At 68.2% G+C, this 19,133-nt stretch carries 18 protein-coding genes and 1 tRNA gene; 12 read left to right on the top strand and 7 right to left on the bottom strand.

From position 1 onward, the window contains the following. Positions 1 to 30: 30 nt before the first annotated feature. The 3 genes from cgtA to rplU form a co-directional block, all read right to left on the bottom strand. Entirely contained in the window at positions 31 to 1,107 is a 1,077-nt protein-coding gene (cgtA, locus tag EZ242_RS09400) for an Obg family GTPase CgtA (protein WP_135284872.1), read from the bottom strand. A gap of 76 nt (positions 1,108 to 1,183) precedes the next feature. Beyond that, on the bottom strand, positions 1,184 to 1,441 hold the full coding sequence (gene rpmA / locus EZ242_RS09395; RefSeq protein WP_135284871.1) for a 50S ribosomal protein L27: 258 nt from the start codon (positions 1,439 to 1,441) through the stop codon (positions 1,184 to 1,186). A gap of 15 nt (positions 1,442 to 1,456) precedes the next feature. Next, a complete protein-coding gene (rplU, locus tag EZ242_RS09390) occupies positions 1,457 to 1,768 on the bottom strand; it encodes a 50S ribosomal protein L21 (RefSeq protein ID WP_135284870.1) in 312 nt (103 codons plus the stop codon). A gap of 212 nt (positions 1,769 to 1,980) precedes the next feature. Here rplU and EZ242_RS09385 point away from each other — a divergent pair, with 212 nt between their 5' ends. The 8 genes from EZ242_RS09385 (at position 1,981) to EZ242_RS09350 (ending at position 8,628) form a co-directional block, all read left to right on the top strand. After that, entirely contained in the window at positions 1,981 to 2,910 is a 930-nt protein-coding gene (locus EZ242_RS09385; protein ID WP_135285006.1) for a polyprenyl synthetase family protein, read from the top strand. Positions 2,911 to 2,956: 46 nt separating this feature from the next. Next, positions 2,957 to 3,033: transfer RNA gene (locus tag EZ242_RS09380), tRNA-Pro, on the top strand. A 141-nt stretch (positions 3,034 to 3,174) separates the two neighbouring features. Next, positions 3,175 to 4,914: a type IV-A pilus assembly ATPase PilB gene (gene pilB / locus EZ242_RS09375; protein WP_135284869.1), complete on the top strand. Its 1,740-nt coding sequence runs from the start codon at positions 3,175 to 3,177 to the stop codon at positions 4,912 to 4,914. Between the two features lie 33 nt (positions 4,915 to 4,947). Beyond that, positions 4,948 to 6,165 (top strand): type II secretion system F family protein, encoded by a 1,218-nt coding sequence (locus EZ242_RS09370; RefSeq protein ID WP_135284868.1) that lies wholly within the window; start codon positions 4,948 to 4,950, stop codon positions 6,163 to 6,165. A gap of 14 nt (positions 6,166 to 6,179) precedes the next feature. Beyond that, positions 6,180 to 7,004, top strand: a complete 825-nt coding sequence (locus EZ242_RS09365; protein WP_276606535.1) for a prepilin peptidase — start codon at positions 6,180 to 6,182, stop codon at positions 7,002 to 7,004. A gap of 17 nt (positions 7,005 to 7,021) precedes the next feature. Further along, positions 7,022 to 7,621, top strand: coding sequence for a dephospho-CoA kinase (gene coaE / locus EZ242_RS09360; protein WP_135284866.1), 600 nt, complete (start codon positions 7,022 to 7,024; stop codon positions 7,619 to 7,621). 10 nt (positions 7,622 to 7,631) lie between these two features. Continuing rightward, positions 7,632 to 8,387, top strand: coding sequence for a cell division protein ZapD (gene zapD, locus EZ242_RS09355; protein WP_135284865.1), 756 nt, complete (start codon positions 7,632 to 7,634; stop codon positions 8,385 to 8,387). A gap of 13 nt (positions 8,388 to 8,400) precedes the next feature. Further along, positions 8,401 to 8,628: a DNA gyrase inhibitor YacG gene (locus EZ242_RS09350; protein WP_135284864.1), complete on the top strand. Its 228-nt coding sequence runs from the start codon at positions 8,401 to 8,403 to the stop codon at positions 8,626 to 8,628. A 10-nt stretch (positions 8,629 to 8,638) separates the two neighbouring features. On the opposite strand, the gene EZ242_RS09345 is transcribed toward EZ242_RS09350, so the two are convergent. Genes EZ242_RS09345 through EZ242_RS09330 form a run of 4 tightly spaced genes read right to left on the bottom strand, consistent with a single transcriptional unit; the run spans position 8,639 to position 11,679 of the window. After that, on the bottom strand, positions 8,639 to 9,106 hold the full coding sequence (locus EZ242_RS09345; RefSeq protein ID WP_135284863.1) for an NUDIX domain-containing protein: 468 nt from the start codon (positions 9,104 to 9,106) through the stop codon (positions 8,639 to 8,641). Continuing rightward, positions 9,103 to 9,969 carry an ATP-binding protein gene (locus EZ242_RS09340; RefSeq protein WP_135284862.1) on the bottom strand — a complete coding sequence of 289 codons (867 nt, stop codon included), beginning with the start codon at positions 9,967 to 9,969 and terminating at the stop codon, positions 9,103 to 9,105. The genes EZ242_RS09345 and EZ242_RS09340 overlap by 4 nt, the downstream gene beginning before the upstream one ends. A 23-nt stretch (positions 9,970 to 9,992) precedes the next feature. Then, the gene (gene argJ / locus EZ242_RS09335) at positions 9,993 to 11,222 is read right to left on the bottom strand and encodes a bifunctional glutamate N-acetyltransferase/amino-acid acetyltransferase ArgJ (protein ID WP_135284861.1); all 1,230 of its coding nucleotides are present in this window, start codon (positions 11,220 to 11,222) and stop codon (positions 9,993 to 9,995) included. 34 nt (positions 11,223 to 11,256) lie between these two features. Next, a complete protein-coding gene (locus EZ242_RS09330) occupies positions 11,257 to 11,679 on the bottom strand; it encodes a rhodanese-like domain-containing protein (protein WP_135284860.1) in 423 nt (140 codons plus the stop codon). A gap of 117 nt (positions 11,680 to 11,796) precedes the next feature. Between EZ242_RS09330 and EZ242_RS09325 the strand changes: the two genes are divergently transcribed. The 4 genes from EZ242_RS09325 (at position 11,797) to icmF (ending at position 19,129) form a co-directional block, all read left to right on the top strand. After that, positions 11,797 to 12,903, top strand: a complete 1,107-nt coding sequence (locus EZ242_RS09325) for a TRAP transporter substrate-binding protein (RefSeq protein ID WP_135284859.1) — start codon at positions 11,797 to 11,799, stop codon at positions 12,901 to 12,903. A gap of 102 nt (positions 12,904 to 13,005) precedes the next feature. Next, positions 13,006 to 13,623, top strand: coding sequence for a TRAP transporter small permease subunit (locus EZ242_RS09320; RefSeq protein WP_135284858.1), 618 nt, complete (start codon positions 13,006 to 13,008; stop codon positions 13,621 to 13,623). Beyond that, positions 13,620 to 15,758: a TRAP transporter large permease subunit gene (locus EZ242_RS09315; RefSeq protein ID WP_135284857.1), complete on the top strand. Its 2,139-nt coding sequence runs from the start codon at positions 13,620 to 13,622 to the stop codon at positions 15,756 to 15,758. Before EZ242_RS09320 ends, EZ242_RS09315 begins: the two co-directional genes overlap by 4 nt. A gap of 71 nt (positions 15,759 to 15,829) precedes the next feature. After that, positions 15,830 to 19,129, top strand: coding sequence for a fused isobutyryl-CoA mutase/GTPase IcmF (icmF, locus tag EZ242_RS09310; RefSeq protein WP_135284856.1), 3,300 nt, complete (start codon positions 15,830 to 15,832; stop codon positions 19,127 to 19,129). Positions 19,130 to 19,133: the final 4 nt, after the last annotated feature.

The raw sequence follows: 19,133 nt of genomic DNA, 5'->3' as shown, positions 1-19,133 counted from the left end.
TTCGTTGGCGCTGCGCACGGGGCGAGCGCGTCAGCCGGCGGCGTCGGGTTCGGCGAAGCGCGGATCCGTCTCGGCCTGGGGCGGCTGCTCGGCCAGATGCTGCGCGTGCACCTGCTGGTAGACGGCCCGGATCAGGTCGTCACAGCCTTCGCGCGTGAGGGCCGAGATGCGGAACACCGGGCCCTTGTAACGCAGCCGCTTGACGACATCCTTGATGCGGCCCTCACGCTCGTCGGCAGGGACCATGTCGATCTTGTTCAGCACCAGCCAGCGCGGCTTCTCGTACAGCGCCTTGTCGTACTTCTTGAGCTCCTGCACGATCGCCTTGGCCTGCTCCACCGGATCGACCCCCTCGTCGAAAGGCGCGATGTCCACCAGGTGCAGCAGCAGGCGCGTGCGTTGCAGGTGACGCAGGAACTGGTGCCCCAGACCCGCACCTTCGGCCGCGCCCTCGATCAATCCGGGAACGTCCGCCACCACGAAGCTCTGCTCGGGGCCGACGCGCACCACCCCCAGGTTGGGATGCAGGGTGGTGAAGGGATAGTCCGCGATCTTGGGCCGCGCGTTGGAGATGGCGGCGATCAGCGTGGACTTGCCGGCGTTCGGCATGCCCAGCAGGCCCACGTCCGCCAGCACCTTCAGTTCCAGCTTCAGGCTGCGCCGCTCGCCCGGCCAGCCGGGCGTCTTCTGCCGCGGCGCGCGGTTGATCGCGCTCTTGAAGCGCATGTTGCCGAAGCCGCCGTCGCCTCCCTTGGCGATCATCACGACTTCGCCCGGCACCAGCAGCTCCCACAGCACTTCACCGGTTTCGGCGTCGCTGATGATGGTGCCCACGGGCACCTTCAGGGTGATGTCGTCGCCGGCTGCCCCGAACATGTCCGAGCCCATGCCGTGCTGGCCGCGATGCGCCTCGTGGCGGCGCGAGAAACGGAAGTCGACCAGCGTGTTCAGGCTCGCATCGGCGACGGCGAAGACGTGGCCGCCCCGGCCGCCGTCGCCGCCGTTGGGTCCGCCGAACTCCTTGTACTTCTCGTGCCGGAACGACACGCAGCCGTTGCCACCGTCGCCCGCGGCAACGTCGATATAGGCTTCGTCGACGAACTTCATGGATCGATTCTAGGGAGGGCCCCAAGAAAAAAGCCCTGCGCAGGAACGCAGGGCTTTCTTCCAGCGGGCCTGAGGTTCAGGCGGGCGTGACGTTCACGGTGTGCTTGTTCAGTTCGCCCTTGACGGCGAAGCTCACGTGGCCGTCCACCAGCGCGAACAGGGTGTGGTCCTTGCCCATGCCGACGTTGGTGCCGGCGTGGAAGCGCGTGCCGCGCTGGCGCACGATGATGGAGCCGGCGCTGATGAGCTCGCCGCCGAAGGCCTTCACGCCGAGCATCTTGGGCTTGGAATCCCGCCCGTTGCGCGTGGAGCCGCCGCCTTTTTTCTGTGCCATGTCAGTACTCCTTGCTTAGGCTGCGATGGCGCCGATCTGCAGTTCGGTGAACTGCTGGCGATGCCCCTGGCGCTTCTGATAGTGCTTGCGACGACGCATCTTGAAGATGCGCACCTTGTCATGCTTGCCGTGAGCCACGACCGTGGCTTTCACAGATGCACCGGACACCAGGGGGGTTCCGACCTTGAGCTCGCTGCCGTTGCCGACGGCCAGCACCTGATCGATGACGATTTCCTGGCCTACGTCCGCAGCAATCTGTTCTACTTTGATTTTTTCGCCGGAGGCAACGCGATACTGCTTGCCGCCGGTTTTTATGACCGCGTACATTGAGGACCTCTTGAAATAGAGATGCTCCCAGCCGGACGGATTTCCGAGGGAGCCCGCGACTATAGCACGCCGGCACTTTCCAGCCCAGCGTCCAGCCCTGCAGGCCGCAGCGCCCCGGGGCCCCTCCCTATAATCCCGCGACCTTTTCCCGGCCCTCGACCTTGAATTCCGCCTCCAGCACCGCCTCCGCCCTCGCCCTGATCGCCGACGACATGCGCGAGGTGGATGCGGTGATCGCCGCCCGCCTGGACTCCGGCGTGCCCCTGGTGGCCCAGGTGTGCAGCTACATCATCTCGGCCGGCGGCAAGCGCCTGCGGCCCGCGCTGCTGCTGCTGGTCTCCGGCGCCCTGGAGGTGCGCAGCGCGCAGCGCTTCAACCTGGCGGCGGTGGTCGAATTCATCCACACGGCCACGCTGCTGCACGACGACGTCGTGGACGAGTCCACCCTGCGGCGCGGCCGCCCGACCGCCAACCACCACTTCGGCAATCCCGCCAGTGTTCTGGTGGGCGACTTCCTCTACTCGCGCGCCTTCCAGATGATGCTGGACGCCCGCGACATGCGGGTGATGGAGATCCTGGCCGAAGCCACCAACGTGATCGCCGAGGGCGAGGTGCTGCAGCTGATGAACATGCATGACGCATCGCTGGACGAAGCGTCCTACCTGCGCGTGATCCGCTCCAAGACGGCCAAGCTGTTCGAAGCCAGCACCCGCCTCGCCGCGATCCTCGCGGGCAGCCCCCCGGACGTGGAGCAGGCCTGCGCCGACTATGGCCAGGCCCTGGGCACGGCCTTCCAGGTGATCGACGACGTGCTCGACTACGACGGCGACGCCGCCGAAATGGGCAAGAACCTCGGCGACGACCTGCGCGAAGGCAAGGCCACCCTGCCTCTCATCGCCGCCATGCACCGCGCAAGCCCTTCCGAGCGCGACCTGATCCGCCGCGCCATCGAAGAAGGCTCGCAGGACGAACTCGACGCCATCGTGGACATCGTGCGCAAGACCGGCGCGCTGGACGTGGCCCGCGAGGCCGCGGCGCAGGAGGCCCGGCGCGCGATGGATTGCGTGTCGCTGCTGCCGCGAAATGAGTACAGCGAGGGTTTGCTACAATTGGCGTCTTCGTTGCTCGCGCGGCGTCACTGAGGCCCGAAAGGGACGCACAGTCGAACGCCCGCAGCGAGTCCAACATCGGGGTGTAGCTTAGCCTGGTAGAGCGCTACGTTCGGGACGTAGAGGCCGGAGGTTCGAATCCTCTCACCCCGACCAGTTTTTCCGCTGTTCGTCGGTTCCAACCAACTCGTGACGCCCCTCGCCGGGCGCTCGATTTACACCGCCGAGCCTTTAGGCGATGATCGGCAATCACTCTTACAACTGGTCATGCACGCTCCTGCGTGCAGTGTCCTGCCGATGGCTGCCGTAGAAACTTCCACTGCCGACCCCGCCGCCACCGTCGCCCTGCCCGGACTCGCGCGTGCCCTCATCGCGGCCGGCAAGCTGAATCAGAAGGCCGCCGAAGACCTGTACCGCAAGGCGCAGGCGCACCGCACGACCTTCATCGCCGAACTCACCGGCTCGGGCGCCGTCTCGGCGTTCGACCTGGCTCACATCATGTCCACCGCGTTCGGCGCGCCGCTGCTGGACCTCGATGCGGTGGACGTGCAGCGGCTGCCCAAGAGCCTGCTGGACACCAAGATCTGCCAGGACTATCGCGTGGTGGTCCTGGCCAAGCGCAGCAACCGCCTGACCGTGGCCACCGCCGATCCGGCGGACCCGCAGGCGGCCGAGAAGATCAAGTTCGCGACCCAGATGGGCGTGGACTGGGTCATCGCCGAATACGACAAGCTCTCGCGCATGGTCGAGGCGCAGGCGACCACGGCCACCGAGGCCATGGACAGCCTTATCGGCGAGGATTTCCAGTTCGACGAAGCGTCGCTCGACACCGGCGCCGGCGAAGAAGAAGCCAAGGGCACCTCCGAAGTCGACGACGCGCCGGTCGTCAAGTTCCTGCACAAGATGCTGATGGACGCGATCAACATGCGCGCGTCGGACCTGCACTTCGAGCCCTACGAGCACCACTATCGCGTGCGCTTTCGCATCGACGGCGAGCTGCGCGACATCGCCTCGCCGCCGGTGGCCATCAAGGAGAAGCTCGCCTCGCGCATCAAGGTCATCTCGCGCATGGACATCGCCGAGAAGCGGGTCCCGCAGGACGGCCGCATGAAGCTCAAGATCGGCGTCGACCGCGTGATCGACTTCCGCGTGAGCACGCTGCCCACGCTCTTCGGCGAAAAGGTGGTCGTCCGTATCCTGGACCCGAGCAGCGCCAAGCTGGGCATCGACGCGCTCGGCTACGAACCCGAGGAGAAGGCGCGCCTTCTCGACGCGATCAAGCGTCCCTACGGCATGGTCCTGGTCACCGGTCCCACGGGCTCGGGCAAGACCGTGTCGCTCTACACCTGCCTGAACCTGCTGAACCAGCCGGGCGTGAACATCTCCACGGCCGAAGACCCGGCGGAAATCAACCTGCCCGGGGTCAACCAGGTCAACGTGAACGACAAGGCCGGCCTGACCTTCGCCACCGCGCTGCGCGCCTTCCTGCGCCAGGACCCGGACGTGATCATGGTCGGCGAAATCCGTGACCTCGAAACCGCGGACATCGCCATCAAGGCGGCGCAGACCGGCCACATGGTCATGTCCACGCTGCACACCAACGACGCCCCCAGCACGCTGGTGCGCCTGCGCAACATGGGCGTGGCGCCGTTCAACATCGCCTCCAGCGTCGTCCTCATCTCCGCGCAGCGCCTGGCCCGGCGCCTGTGCCCGGCCTGCAAGGTCCCGGTGGACGTTCCGCCCGAGGCCCTGCTCGAGGCCGGCTACCGGGAAGAAGAACTCGACGGCAGCTGGATGCCCTACCGCGCGGTCGGCTGCAACGCCTGCAACAACGGCTACAAGGGCCGGGTCGGCATCTACCAGGTCATGCCCGTGAGCGAGGACATCCAGCGCATCATCCTGCGCGACGGCACCTCGCTGGAAATCGCCGAGCAGGCGCAGCGCGAAGGCGTGCGCTCGCTGCGGCAGTCGGGACTGCACAAAGTCAAACTGGGCGTCACTTCCCTCGAGGAAGTGATCAACTGCACCAACATCTAGCACAAAGGCGTCAAGCCAGAGGAGTAGCCCGGGATGGCGACGGCAACAGCAAGCAAGGTCACCGAGTTCGTCTTCGAGTGGGAGGGCAAGGACCGCAACGGCAAGGCCGTGCGGGGGGAGTCCCGCGCGGGCGGCGAGAACCAGGTTCAGGCCTTCCTGCGCCGCCAGGGCGTCACGCCCACGAAGATCCGCAAGCGCCGCATGCGCCGTGGCCAGCGGATCAGGCCCAAGGACATCGCCGTCTTCACGCGCCAGCTCGCCACCATGATGAAGGCGGGCGTTCCGCTGCTGCAGGCCTTCGACATCGTCGGCCGCGGCAACCCCAACGGCAGCGTCACCCGCATGCTGGCCGAGATCCGCGGTGACGTGGAGACCGGCACCTCGCTGTCGGCGGCCTTCCGCAAGTTCCCCAACCACTTCAACAGCCTCTACTGCAACCTGGTCGAGGCGGGCGAGGCGGCCGGTATCCTGGAGTCACTGCTTGACCGGCTGGCCGTCTACATGGAAAAGACCGAGGCGGTCAAAAGCAAGATCAAGACCGCGCTCATGTACCCCATTGCGGTGGTGGCCGTGGCCTTCATCGTGGTGTCGGTGATCATGATCTTCGTCATCCCGGCCTTCAAGGAAGTGTTCACCTCCTTCGGCGCCGACCTGCCCGCCCCCACCCTCTTCGTCATCGGCCTGAGCGAGTTCTTCGTCGCCTACTGGTGGGCCATCTTCGGCGGCATCGGCGGCGGCCTGTACTTCTTCATGGAATCCTGGAAGCGCAGCGAGAAGGTCCAGCACTTCATGGACCGCGTCATGCTGCGCCTGCCCATCTTCGGCGACCTGGTCTACAAGTCCACGGTCGCCCGCTGGACCCGCACGCTCTCGACCATGTTCGCCGCCGGCGTCCCGCTGGTCGAGGCGCTGGACTCCGTGGGCGGCGCCTCGGGCAATTCGGTGTACGAGAAGGCCACCGAGCGCATCCAGCAGGAAGTCTCCACCGGTACCAGCCTCACCACGGCCATGACCGGTGCGGGCGTCTTCCCGTCCATGGTGCTGCAGATGTCCGCCATCGGCGAAGAGTCCGGCTCGCTGGACCACATGCTGTCCAAGGCCGCCGACTTCTACGAGGCCGAGGTGGACGACATGGTGGGCGGGCTGTCCAGCCTGATGGAGCCGATCATCATCGTGTTCCTCGGCACCATCATCGGTGGCATCGTCGTGTCCATGTACCTCCCCATCTTCAAGCTGGGCGCCGTGGTCTGATGTCGATCGCGGTCATGGACGCCCTGCTGCTCGGGCTTCTGGGGCTGCTGGTCGGCAGTTTCCTCAACGTGGTCATCCATCGCCTGCCCAGGATGATGGAGCGGCAGTGGGCCGCCGAGTGCGCCGAGCTGGCCGGCACCCCCCTTCCCGAGCAGCCCCCCTACGACCTCATGCGGCCACGCTCGGCCTGCCCCCACTGCGGTCACCGGATACGCTGGTGGGAAAACATTCCGGTGGCCAGCTACCTGGCCCTGCGCGGTCGCTGCGCATCCTGCAACGCCGCCATCGGCCTGCGCTATCCAGCCGTCGAGCTCGCCACCGCCGCCCTGTTCGCCTACGTGGGCTGGCGCTGGGGCCTCACGCCGGTGGCGGCGGCCTGGTGTCTCTTCGCGGCGGCCCTGCTGGCCCTGGCGCTGATCGACTGGGACACGACCCTGCTGCCGGACGACATCACCCTGCCGCTGCTCTGGGCGGGCCTCATCGCCGCTGCGCTCGGCTGGAGCGCGGTCGGCCTGCCCGATGCGCTCTGGGGCGCCGTGGCAGGCTACCTCTCGCTGTGGCTGGTCTATCACGGCTTCAAGCTCCTGACCGGCAAGGAAGGGATGGGCTTCGGCGACTTCAAGCTCTTCGCGGCCCTGGGCGCGTGGTTCGGCTGGCAGGCCCTGGTGCCCATCATCCTCATGGCCTCGGTGATCGGGGCGGTGATCGGCATCGGCATGAAGCTGCGCAGCTCGCTGCGCGAGGGCGGCTACGTGCCTTTCGGCCCCTTCCTCGCACTGGCCGGCCTCACGGCCATGGTGGCCGGGCCCGAGGCCATGCTGCGCATCGTGGGGCTCTGAGAGCGGAGGCTGCCGGCATGCTGCGCATCGGGCTCACCGGGGGGATCGGCAGCGGCAAGAGCACCGTGCTGGCCATGCTGGTCGAGCGCGGCGCCGCCGCCATCGATGCGGACGCGCACTCCCGCCGGGTGACGGCGCCCGGGGGCGCCGCCATCGAACCGATCCGCCAGGCCTTCGGCGACGCGTTCATCGCGCCCGACGGCGGCCTCGACCGCGCCCGCATGCGCGAGCACGCCTACACGCACCGGGACGCACGCGCACGACTCGAAGCCATCATCCACCCGCTGGTGGGCCAGGGCATCCAGCGCGACGTCGACGAGGCGCGCTCCGAAGGCCGGCGCTGCCTGGTCTTCGACATCCCGCTGCTGGTCGAGTCGGGCCGCTGGCGCCGCGAGGTCGACCGCGTGCTGGTGGTCGATTGCGGTGCCCACACGCAGGTCGAGCGCGTCAAGGCCCGCAGCGGACTGAGCGAGGCCCAGGTGGAGGCCATCATCGCCGCGCAGGCGCCGCGCGCGCTGCGGCTGGCAGCCGCGGACCTGGTCATCTTCAACGACGGCATCGACCTCGCGCAGCTGCGCACGCTCGTGGACGAGGCCGCGAAATCCTTCGGGCTATGATGACGCGCCGATGATCCTCTACGAATACCCGTTCAACGAACGCATCCGCACCTACCTGCGCCTGGAACACCTGTTCCGCCGGCTCGCCGTGCTGGTGCCCCGTGAGCACCCGATCGATCATCACTTCGCGCTCACCACGCTGTTCGAGATCATGGACGTGGCCGCGCGCGCGGACCTCAAGTCCGACGCCATGAAGGACCTGGAAAAGCAGAAGTCCGTGCTGGCCGGCTACCGCGGCAACCCCGCCATCGCCGAAGGCGTGCTGGACCAGATCATCGGACAGCTCGACGGGTGCTTCGAGGCCTTGAACAAGCAGCCCGGCAAGGCTGGCCAGTCCCTCACCGACAACGAGTGGCTCATGAGCATCCGCAGCCGCATCGGCATCCCGGGCGGCACCTGCGAGTTCGACCTGCCCGGCTACTACGCCTGGCAGCAGCTCGAGCCCGGCCAGCGCCAGGCCGACCTCGCCCGCTGGTCCAGCGTGCTGGGGCCCCTGGCCGAGTCGCTGCACGTGCTGCTCAGGCTGCTGCGCGACTCGGGCGTGCCGCAGAAGGTCATGGCCAGCAACGGCCAGCTCCAGCAGACCCTGCCGCAGGGCCGCACCTTCCAGCTGCTGCGCCTTCGCATCGACCCGGAGCTCCACCTCGTGCCCGAGATCAGCGGCAACCGGCTCATGGTCTCTGTACGCCTGATGAAGCACGAACCGGCCGAGCGCCTGCACCCCAGCACCGAGAGCGTTCCCTTCGAACTCACGCTCTGCGCCTGACCTCCAAGCCGGCATGAGCAGCAGCAAGCCCGAGGGCGGCCCGGCCGCCAGCAAGCCCCGCATCGTCACCTGCCCGCAGTGCAAGGGCGAGAGCCTCTACGCCACGTCCAACCCTTACCGTCCCTTCTGCAGCGAGCGTTGCAAGAACCTGGACCTGGGCGCCTGGGCCAGCGAGAGCTTCCGCGTCGAAACCGAATCGCCGCCGGACGACCAGCCCTTCGGCGACGCCCACCTGCAGTAGCTTTGTCGCGCTAGGGCTTCCAGCCCACGCCGCGTTCCGCCGACAACCACTCCAGGACCGGCACCGTCCCCGGCAACACCGGCGCCGAGCGCACGGGGAGCTGCTCCCAGGCGTACTGCTGTCCTTCGTGCATGTGCAGCGTGCCGGACCATTCGTGCACCTTGCAGAAATTCAGCTGCACGAGCGCATGGGGGTAGTCCACGTGCTCCACGCGCCAGGGATGCACCGGGCCGATCTCCACGCCGATCTCCTCGCGCAGCTCGCGGCGCAGGGCCACCTCGACGGTCTCGCCGGGCTCGAGCTTGCCACCGGGGAATTCCCAGTAGCCGGCATACACCTTGCCCGGCGGCCGGGAGGTGAGCAGGAAGCTGCCGTCGGGCCGGATCAACACCCCCACGGCCACCTGGACGGCCTGCCGGTCGGCGCCGCCTTCACGCGGGCGATGCGCGTCGGCGACCAGCGGGGCGCGCGGGCTCACTGCCGGCCGGCGAAGTCGCGGGCGAACTGGTAGGCCACCCGACCCGAACGGGAACCGCGCTCCAGCGCCCAGACCAGGGCCTCCGGCCGGGCCGCCTCGATGCGCTCGGCGCCGATGCCGAAGGACGAGAGCCACTGCCGCACGATGGCCAGGTACTCGTCCTGGCTGAAGGGATAGAAGCTGACCCAGAGGCCGAAGCGCTCGGACAGCGAGATCTTCTCCTCCACCACCTCGCCGGGATGCACCTCGCCGTCCTCGGTGTGCGTGTAGCTGAGGTTCTCCTTCATGTACTCGGGCAGCAGGTGGCGGCGGTTGCTGGTCGCATAGATCAGAACGTTGTCCGAGGCCGCCGCGACCGAGCCGTCGAGCATGGACTTGAGGGCCTTGTAGCCGGCCTCGCCTTCCTCGAAGCTCAGGTCGTCGCAGAAGACGATGAACTTCTCGGGCCGGTCGGCAACGACGTCGACGATGTCGGGCAGGTCCACCAGGTCGGCCTTGTCCACCTCGATCAGGCGCAGGCCGCGGCCGCTGTACTCGTTCAGGCAGGCCTTGATCAGCGAGGACTTGCCCGTGCCCCGCGCACCGGTCAGCAGCACGTTGTTGGCGGGCTGGCCCTGCACGAACTGGAGCGTGTTGCGCACGATGCGCTCCTTCTGGCCGTCGATCTCCTTGAGCTCGGCCAGCCGGATGCCCGCCACCTGCCGCACGGGCTCCAGGCTGCCGTGGCCGCTTGCGCGCTTGCGAAAGCGAAACGCCACGCTGGCGTCCCAGTCAGGCGCGGACAGCGGCTGCGGCAGCACGGCTTCGATGCGCGCCATGAGCCGTTCGGCTTTCTGCACCAGGCGCTCGAGTTGTTCGTTCAACGGGGTTTCCTTCGCAAGGCGGATCAGGACCGGTAGTCGGCGTTGATGGTGACGTAGTCGTGGCTGAAGTCGCAGGTCCAGACCGTGTCGGCCGCCGCGCCCCGGCCCAGGCCGACGCGAACCGTGATCTCGCTTTGCTTCATCACGCGCTGGCCGTCCTCCTCGCGGTAGGCGGGGTGGCGCCCGCCGCGCGTGGCGACGTGGACATCGTCCAGGTGCAGCTCGATGCCGCTCTGGTCCAGGTCCTCGATGCCCGCGTAGCCGACCGCCGCCAGGATGCGCCCCAGGTTTGGGTCGCTCGCGAAGAAGGCCGTCTTGACCAGCGGTGAATGGGCGATGGCATAGGCCACCTGCCGGCACTCGGCGGCGCTGCGGCCGCCCTCCACGCGCACGGTGATGAACTTGGTCGCGCCCTCCCCGTCGCGCACGATGGCCTGGGCCAGCAGGCGGGCGACCTCCTGCATGGCCTCGAACAGCACGCGGCCCGCGACGCTGTCCAGCGACTCGACCGGCGCATGTCCGGCCCGGCCGGTGGCCATCACGACGAAGGCGTCGTTGGTGGAGGTGTCGCCGTCCACCGTGACCCGGTTGAAGGAGCCTTCGGCCAGTGCCAGGGCCAAGGAGTCCATGAGCTGCGGTGCGATGCAGGCGTCGGTGGCCAGGAAGCCGAGCATGGTCGCCATGTTCGGCCGGATCATGCCGGCGCCCTTGCTGATGCCGGTGATGGTGACCGCGCGCCCCTCCACCTGTACCCGGCGGCTCACCGCCTTGGGCAGGGTGTCGGTGGTCATGATGCCCTCGGCCGCGCGCAGCCAGTGGGCGGCATCCGCATCGGCCAGCGCCGCGGGCAGGCCCGCCTCGATGCGGTCCAGCGGCAGCGGCTCCATGATGACGCCGGTGGAAAAGGGCAGCACCTGCTCGGGCGCCAGGTCCAGGTGGCGGGCCAGGGCGATGCAGCTCGCGCGGGCCCGCACCAGGCCGTCCTCACCCGTGCCGGCGTTCGCATTGCCGGTGTTGACCACGAGGGCGCGGATGCCCTGCCCCGCCGCCAGGTGCTCGCGGCAGACCTGCACCGGTGCGGCGCAGAAGCGGTTGCGCGTGAAGACGCCGCCCACCGCGGTGCCCGGCTCCAGCAGGAACACGGTCAGGTCCTTGCGGCCGGCCTTGCGCACGCCGGCCTCGGCCACGCCGATGCGCACGCCGGGGACGGGCAGGAGATCCGCCGCGGCAGGCGCGGCCAGGTTCACGGGCATTCAGGGTCCTTCTTGTATCGGTATTGCTTTTGGATCAGTTCTGGCGCCAGGGGAGGCCCCGCAGGCGCCAGCCGCCGCGGGTGCCGCGATGGCCCTGCGCGTCGGGGTCGCCCTCGAAGCCCTCCAGGATGTTGTAGGCCTCCAGGCCCAGCTCGGTGGCGCGGCGGGCGGCGGCGATGGAGCGCACGCCGCTTCGGCACAGCATCAGGGCCTTGCGGCCTGCGGGGACGGCGGCGCGCAGCTGCGCGTCGAAGTCGGCGTTGACGGCCATGCCGGGCCACTGCTTCCAGGCGACCGGGGCCGCGCCAGGAATGAAACCCACCCAGTCGCGCTCGGCGTCGGTGCGCACGTCCACGATCACCGCCTGGCCGGCCTGCCACCAGTCGAAGGCGGTCTGGGGCGTCACGTCGCCGGCATAACCCTCGGCCGGCTGGATCGGATCGGAAGACTTCGTCATGCGCCGGATTCTGCCAGCGCGCCCGAGGATCGATTCCGCCGCTTCGGTGAAAACCCGCTTGCGCGGGCCAGGCTCAGGCCGGACATTTTTCGGGTTAACCAACCAGGAGACAAACCGATGACCGTTTCCAAGTCGCCGCGCCGCCGCAGCGTTCTCAAGGGTGCCGCCGTCGCCGCCGGCGCCATGTCCGCCCCCATGGTGTCCGTCGCGCAGACCACCAGCCTGCGCTTCCAGAGCACCTGGCCCGCCAAGGACATCTTCCACGAGTTCGCCAACGACTTCGCCAAGAAGGTGAACGACATGGCGGGCAGCCGCTTGAAGATCGAAGTGCTGCCGGCCGGCGCCGTGGTGCCGGCCTTCCAGCTCCTGGAGGCGGTCAACAAGGGCACGCTCGACGGCGGCCACGGCGTGGTGGCCTACCACTACGGCAAGAACTCGGCGCTGGCCTTGTGGGGCTCGGGCCCGGCCTTCGGCATGGACCCCAACATGGTCCTGGCCTGGCACTACTACGGCGGCGGCAAGGAACTGCTGGAGGAGATCTACAAGTCCATCAACATGGACGTGGTCTCCTACCTGTACGGCCCCATGCCCACGCAGCCCCTGGGCTGGTTCCGCAAGCCCATCGCCAACGTCGCGCAGATGAAGGGCCTGAAGTTCCGCACCGTGGGCCTGGCCGTCGACGTGTTCAATGAACTCGGCGTGGCGGTGAACCCGCTACCCGGCGGCGAAATCGTCCCGGCGCTGGACCGCGGCCTGCTGGACGCGGCCGAATTCAACAACGCCTCCTCCGACCGCGTGCTGGGCTTCCCCGACGTGGCCAAGAACTGCATGCTGCAAAGCTTCCACCAGTCGGGCGAGCAGTTCGAGATCCTTTTCAACAAATCCAAGTACAGCGCCCTGGCCCCTGAGCTGCGCGCCATCATCGACTACGCCGTCCAGGCCTCCTCGGCCGACTTCAGCTGGAAGGCGATCGACCGCAACTCCAAGGACTACCAGACTCTGCGCACGCAGGACAAGGTCAACTTCTACAAGACACCGGACAGCATCCTGCGCGCCCAGCTCGAAGCCTGGGACAAGGTGACGGCCAAGAAGTCGCAGGAGAACCCCTTCTTCAAGAAGGTGCTGGACTCGCAGCGCACCTTCGCGCAGCGCGCCGGCCAGTGGCATTACGACTACACGGTCGAGTTCCGCATGGCCTACAACCGCTACTTCGCCAAGAAGTAAGGGCCGCTACACGCCGGCCGGAGGGCGGTCGCGCAGCGGCCGCCCTTTTGTTTGCCTGCGGGCCGCACGGCTGGGACAACGAGGAAGACGAAGAGGAAGAGGATGCAGAACGTGTTGCTGGCCGTGGACCGGCTTTCGACCTGGCTGGGCAAGTTGTTCGCCTGGGCCATCGTGGTGCTGACCGCGATGGTGTCGTGGGAGGTGTTTTCACGCTACGTGCTGGGCAATCCGCACGGCTGGATGCTGGACGTTCAGATCATGCTGTACGGCGCGCTCTTCATGATGGCCGGCGCCTACACCCTGTCCAAGAACGGCCATGTGCGCGGTGACGTGCTCTACGGCTTCTTCCGTCCGCGCACGCAGGCCTGGGTGGACCTGGTGCTCTACATCCTCTTCTTCCTGCCCGGCGTCGTCGCGCTCACCTGGGCCGGCTGGACCTACTTCACCGAATCGCTGGCCATTCGCGAGCAGACCTTCAACGCCGACCCGATCCCGGTCTATCCCTTCAAGTTCATCATTCCGCTGTCCGGCGCGCTGCTGCTGCTGCAGGGCTTCGTGGAGATCGCCCGCTGCCTCATCTGCATCCGCGAGGGCCAGTGGCCCTCGCGCGGCGAGGACGTGGAGGAAGTGGACGTGGACAAGATCAAGGCCACGATCGGCAAGGACGAGCCTGGCCGGCCGCTGGTCGCGCCCCCGGCCGAGTCGGAGGGCAAGCTGTGAAGGTGCGCAAGGAACTCTGGTTCGGCTTCAGCCTCATGGGGCTGATCGTGCTGGCGGCGATCTTCATGCTGGTGAGCGTGGACCGCATCGAGAGCGGCCACGTCGGCCTGCTCATGCTCTCGCTGGTGGTGGTCGCCATCATGCTCGGCTTCCCCACGGCCTTCACGCTCATGGGCATGGGCATGATCTTCACCTGGCTGGCCTACAACCGAGACACGCCGCTGACGCTCAACCTGATGGTGCAGTCGGCCTTCAAGGTGATGAGCAGCGACGTGCTGATCTCCATTCCGCTGTTCGTCTTCATGGGCTACCTGGTCGAGCGGGCCAACCTGATCGAGAAGCTGTTCCGCAGCATCCACCTCGCGCTCGCGCGCCTGCCCGGTGCGCTGGGCGTGGCCACGCTGGTCACCTGCACGGTGTTCGCCACCGCCACCGGCATCGTCGGCGCGGTCGTCACGCTGATGGGGCTGCTGGCCATGCCGGCCATGCTGCGCGCCGGCTACAGCGTGCAGGTGACGGCGGGCGCCATCACCGCCGGCGGGTGCCTGGGCATCCTCATTCCGCCTTCGGTGCTGCTGATCGTCTATGGCGCGACGGCGGGCGTGTCGGTGGTGCAGCTCTATGCCGGCGCGTTCTTTCCCGGCGTCATGCTCGCCGGCCTGTACATCCTGTACATGATCGTGCTGGCCAAGGTGAAGCCCTCGCTCGCGCCGCCGCTCTCGGCCGAGGACCGTTTCGTCCCGCTGCCTCCCCTCACGCAGCGCATCACCCGTCCCCAGGGCGACCGCCATGCCGTCATCGGCCTGCTGGCCGCCCTGAAGGGGCGCGCCAATGCGGACGTGCCGGCCAGCTACCTGCTCAAGCAGCTGTTCGTGGTGGCCCTGCCCCTCATCGTCTTCGCCGCCGTCGCGCTCTGGACCTATCGCAGCGTCACCGCGCCGCTGCCACAGGAGCTTGCGTACGAAAACCTCGTGCGCATGGGCGAAGGCACGACGCGACGCTCCAGCGCCGGCACGGGTCTGCAGGAGCCCCCGGGCACGAGCCTGCCCGCGCCGGGCGCGGCCGGCGGCCTGGCGGAGCCGCCGGGTGCGGGTGGGCTGGCGGAGCCACCGGCGGCCGGCGGCCTGGCCGAACCGCCTGGCGCTGGCGGGCTCGCCGAACCCCCAGGGGCTGGGACGGTCGCCGAACCACCGGCCGCAGCAGGCGTGGCCGAGCCGCCCGGTACGGGCGGACTGGCCGAGCCTCCCGGCGCTGGCGGAGTCGCCGAGCCGGCCGCGCCCGGCGCAGCAGGCGGCGTCGCCGAACCTCCTGGCGCGAGCGCGGTCGCAGAACCGCCGGGGGCGGGCGAGCCGGGTTCCACGGCGGCACCCGAGGCCCGCGACGCGCCGCGAAGCTTCTGGATCGGCCTGGCCATGGGCGCCCTGGCGCTGGCGGTGTTCTACGCCGTGCTCAGCTTCGCGCGGCTCGAAGTGTTCAAGATGCTGCTCACCAGCTTCTTCCCGCTGGTGCTGCTGATCATGGCCGTGCTGGGCTCCATCGTCATGGGGCTGGCCACGCCGACCGAGGCGGCCGCCGTGGGCGCGCTCGGTGGCTTCCTGCTGGCGATCGCCTACCGCCAGCTCACGCTGGACGTGGTCAAGGAAAGCGTGTTCCTCACGGCTAAGACCTCGGCCATGGTGTGCTGGCTCTTCGTGGGCTCGGCCATCTTCTCGGCCGCCTTCGCGCTGCTGGGCGGGCAGGAGCTGGTCGAGCGCTGGGTGTTGTCGATGAACCTCACGCCGATCCAGTTCCTCATCCTGTCCCAGGTCATCATCTTCGTGCTGGGCTGGCCGCTGGAATGGACCGAGATCATCGTGATCTTCATGCCCATCTTCATCCCGCTGCTGGACAACTTCGGCATCGATCCGCTGTTCTTCGGCCTGCTGGTGGCCATGAACCTGCAGACGGCCTTCCTCAGCCCGCCGGTGGCCATGTCGGCCTTCTACCTGAAGGGGGTAAGCCCGCCGCACGTCACGCTGAACCAGATCTTCCTGGGCATGCTGCCCTTCATGGGGATCCAGATCGTGGCCATCGTGCTGCTGTACATCTTCCCGGAGATCGGCCTGTGGCTGCCGTCGGTGCTGTACGCGCGTTGAGTCCGGCCGGTCTGCTGGCGACATTGACGTTGACGTAAACGTCACTTAAGGTCGGGGGCTGGAGACCCCCGATGACCGACCTGTCCGCCGAGTTCAAGGCCCTGGCGAGCTATCGCCCCACGCACAAGGTGCGCTTCGTCACCGCCGCCAGCCTCTTCGACGGGCACGACGCGGCCATCAACATCATGCGGCGCATCCTGCAGGGCATGGGCGCCGAGGTGATCCACCTGGGCCACAACCGCAGCGTGGACGAGGTGGTCACCGCCGCCCTGCAGGAAGACGCGCAGGGCATCGCCGTGAGCTCCTACCAGGGCGGCCACGTCGAGTACTTCAAGTACATGGTGGACCTGCTGCGCCAACGCGGCGGCGCACACGTGAAGGTCTTCGGCGGCGGCGGCGGCGTGATCGTTCCGGCGGAGATCCGCGAGCTGCAGGACTACGGCGTCACGCGCATCTACAGCCCCGAGGACGGCCAGCGCATGGGCCTGGCCGGCATGATCGGCGAGATGGTCATGCGCTGCGACGTGGACCTGAGCAGCCACGCGCCACGTGCGCTGGCGGCCATCCAGGGCCATGGCGACGCAGCCTGGCGCGCGCTCGCGCAACTCCTCACCGCCCTGGAGAACGGCCAGGCCGACCCGCAGCTGGTGCGCGCCCTGCGCGAGGACGCTGCCGCGCGCCAGGTGCCCGTGCTGGGCATCACCGGCACGGGTGGCGCGGGCAAGTCCTCGCTCACCGACGAACTGGTGCGCCGGCTGCGCCTGGACCAGGACGACGCGCTTCGCATCGCCATCGTCTCCATCGACCCCTCGCGCCGCAAGAGCGGCGGCGCGCTGCTGGGCGACCGCATCCGCATGAACGCCATCCAGCCCTGGGGCGGCAGCGGCGCGCAGCGCGTCTTCATGCGCAGCATGGCCACGCGCGAGGCGGGCAGCGAGATCACCGCGGCGCTGCCCGACGTCATCGCCGCCTGCAAGGCCGCGGGCTTCGAGCTCGTCATCGTCGAGACCTCCGGCATCGGCCAGGGGGACGCGGCCATCGTGCCGCACGTGGACGTGCCGCTGTACGTGATGACGCCCGAGTTCGGCGCGGCCAGCCAGCTCGAGAAAATCGACATGCTGGACTTCGCCGAGTTCGTCGCCATCAACAAGTTCGACCGCAAGGGCGCCATGGACGCACTGCGCGACGTGGCCAAGCAGGTGCAGCGCAACCGCGAGGCCTTCGGCACGCCACCCGAGGACATGCCCGTCTTCGGCACCATGGCCGCGCGCTTCAACGATGACGGCGTCACGGCGCTCTACCAGGCCCTCAAGCCGCGCCTGGATGAACTCGGCCTGCCCTTGCAGCCGGGCCGGCTCGCGGCCGTGCCGGGGCGCCACAGCACCAACCAGCACGCCATCGTGCCGGCGTCGCGCAGCCGCTACCTGGCCGAGATCGCCGACACGGTGCGCGGCTACAAGCAACGTGCCCGGGCGCAGGCGCGCCTTGCGCGCGAGATCCAGCAACTGCGCGCCGCCGCCGACATGCTCAAGGTGGACAAGCCCGAGCGCGCCCCGGCCGCCGAGGCCACGCTGGACTTGGCCGAGCGGCGCGAGGCGCGCCTGGACGCGGACGCGCGCAAGCTGCTCGCGCAGTGGCCGCGCATGCAGGAAGCCTACGCGGGCGACGAGTACGTCGTGAAGATCCGCGACCGGGAGATCCGCACCGCGCTCACCACGCGCTCGCTCTCGGGCACGCGCATCCGCAAGGTGGTGCTGCCCACCTTCGAGGACCACGGCGAGGTCCTCAAGTGGCTGATGCTGGACAACGTGCCGGGAAGCTACCCGTACACCGCGGGCACCTTCGCCTTCAAGCGCGAGAACGAGGACCCCACCCGCATGTTCGCGGGCGAGGGCGACGCCTTCCGCACCAACCGGCGCTTCAAGCTGCTGTCCGAGGGCATGCCGGCCAAGCGCCTGTCCACCGCCTTCGACTCGGTCACGCTGTACGGCGCGGACCCCGACCCCCGGCCGGACATCTACGGCAAGGTCGGCAACTCGGGCGTGTCCATCGCCACACTGGACGACATGAAGGTGCTGTACTCGGGCTTCGACCTGTGCTCGCCCAGCACCTCGGTGTCCATGACCATCAACGGGCCGGCGCCATGCATCCTGGCCATGTTCATGAACACGGCCATCGACCAGCAGCTGGAGAAGTTCCAGGCCGACAACGGCCGCGAGCCCACCGACACCGAGGCCGCCAAGATCCGCGAATGGGTGCTGGCCAACGTGCGCGGCACCGTGCAGGCGGACATCCTGAAGGAAGACCAGGGCCAGAACACCTGCATCTTCTCCACCGAGTTCAGCCTCAAGGTGATGGGCGACATCGCCCAGTACTTCGTGCATCACAAGGTGCGCAACTTCTATTCGGTCTCCATCAGCGGCTACCACATCGCCGAGGCCGGCGCCAACCCGATCAGCCAGCTGGCCTTCACCCTGTCCAACGGCTTCACCTTCGTGGAGGCCTACCTCGCGCGGGGCATGCACATCGACGACTTCGCGCCCAACCTGAGCTTCTTCTTCAGCAACGGCATGGATCCGGAGTACACCGTGATGGGTCGCGTGGCGCGGCGCATCTGGGCCGTGGCCATGAAGGAGAAGTACGGCGGCAACGAGCGCTCGCAAAAGCTCAAGTACCACATCCAGACCTCGGGCCGCAGCCTGCACGCGCAGGAGATCCAGTTCAACGACATCCGCACCACGCTGCAGGCGCTGATCGCCATCTACGACAACTGCAACAGCCTGCACACCAATGCCTTCGACGAGGCCATCACCACGCCCACGGCCGACAGCGTGCGCCGGGCCATGGCCATACAGCTCATCATCAACCGCGAGTGGGGGCTGGCGAAGAACGAGAACCCCAACCAGGGCAGCTTCGTGATCGAGGAGCTGACCGAACTGGTGGAGGAAGCGGTGCTGGCCGAGTTCGAGCGCATCGCCGAGCGCGGCGGCGTGCTGGGCGCCATGGAGACCGGCTACCAGCGCGGCCGCATCCAGGACGAGAGCATGCATTACGAGATGCTCAAGCACACGGGCGAGCTGCCCATCATCGGCGTCAACACCTTTCGCAACCCGCAGGGCGACGTGGTCCCCGAGACCCTGGAGCTGGCCCGCTCCACCGAGGAGGAAAAGCAGGGCCAGCTGGCGCGCCTGCGCGACTTCCAGGCGCGCCATGCCGAGGAGGCGCCGGTCCAGCTGCGCCGGCTGCAGCAGGCCGTGATCGCCGACGCCAACGTGTTCGAGGTGCTGATGGACGCCGTGCGGGTGTGCTCGCTCGGACAGATCACGCATGCGCTGTTCGAGGTGGGCGGCCAGTACCGGCGCAACATGTGAGCGG

This window comes from Ramlibacter rhizophilus, from assembly GCF_004681965.1.
In the GTDB taxonomy this organism is placed as follows: domain Bacteria; phylum Pseudomonadota; class Gammaproteobacteria; order Burkholderiales; family Burkholderiaceae_C; genus Ramlibacter; species Ramlibacter rhizophilus.
The sequence above is the reverse complement of the archived record's forward strand: the minus strand, read 5'-3'. Positions and strand labels throughout refer to the sequence as shown.

What these genes read in the sequence shown, in the direction of transcription:
- cgtA (WP_135284872.1), bottom strand. Translation starts at nt 1,107, where the DNA reads ATGAAGTTCGTCGACGAAGCCTATATCGACGTTGCCGCGGGCGACGGT.
- rpmA (WP_135284871.1), bottom strand. Translation starts at nt 1,441, where the DNA reads ATGGCACAGAAAAAAGGCGGCGGCTCCACGCGCAACGGGCGGGATTCC.
- rplU (WP_135284870.1), bottom strand. Translation starts at nt 1,768, where the DNA reads ATGTACGCGGTCATAAAAACCGGCGGCAAGCAGTATCGCGTTGCCTCC.
- EZ242_RS09385 (WP_135285006.1), top strand. Translation starts at nt 1,981, where the DNA reads ATGCGCGAGGTGGATGCGGTGATCGCCGCCCGCCTGGACTCCGGCGTG.
- pilB (WP_135284869.1), top strand. Translation starts at nt 3,175, where the DNA reads ATGGCTGCCGTAGAAACTTCCACTGCCGACCCCGCCGCCACCGTCGCC.
- EZ242_RS09370 (WP_135284868.1), top strand. Translation starts at nt 4,948, where the DNA reads ATGGCGACGGCAACAGCAAGCAAGGTCACCGAGTTCGTCTTCGAGTGG.
- EZ242_RS09365 (WP_276606535.1), top strand. Translation starts at nt 6,180, where the DNA reads ATGGACGCCCTGCTGCTCGGGCTTCTGGGGCTGCTGGTCGGCAGTTTC.
- coaE (WP_135284866.1), top strand. Translation starts at nt 7,022, where the DNA reads ATGCTGCGCATCGGGCTCACCGGGGGGATCGGCAGCGGCAAGAGCACC.
- zapD (WP_135284865.1), top strand. Translation starts at nt 7,632, where the DNA reads ATGATCCTCTACGAATACCCGTTCAACGAACGCATCCGCACCTACCTG.
- EZ242_RS09350 (WP_135284864.1), top strand. Translation starts at nt 8,401, where the DNA reads ATGAGCAGCAGCAAGCCCGAGGGCGGCCCGGCCGCCAGCAAGCCCCGC.
- argJ (WP_135284861.1), bottom strand. Translation starts at nt 11,222, where the DNA reads ATGCCCGTGAACCTGGCCGCGCCTGCCGCGGCGGATCTCCTGCCCGTC.
- EZ242_RS09330 (WP_135284860.1), bottom strand. Translation starts at nt 11,679, where the DNA reads ATGACGAAGTCTTCCGATCCGATCCAGCCGGCCGAGGGTTATGCCGGC.
- EZ242_RS09325 (WP_135284859.1), top strand. Translation starts at nt 11,797, where the DNA reads ATGACCGTTTCCAAGTCGCCGCGCCGCCGCAGCGTTCTCAAGGGTGCC.
- EZ242_RS09320 (WP_135284858.1), top strand. Translation starts at nt 13,006, where the DNA reads ATGCAGAACGTGTTGCTGGCCGTGGACCGGCTTTCGACCTGGCTGGGC.
- icmF (WP_135284856.1), top strand. Translation starts at nt 15,830, where the DNA reads ATGACCGACCTGTCCGCCGAGTTCAAGGCCCTGGCGAGCTATCGCCCC.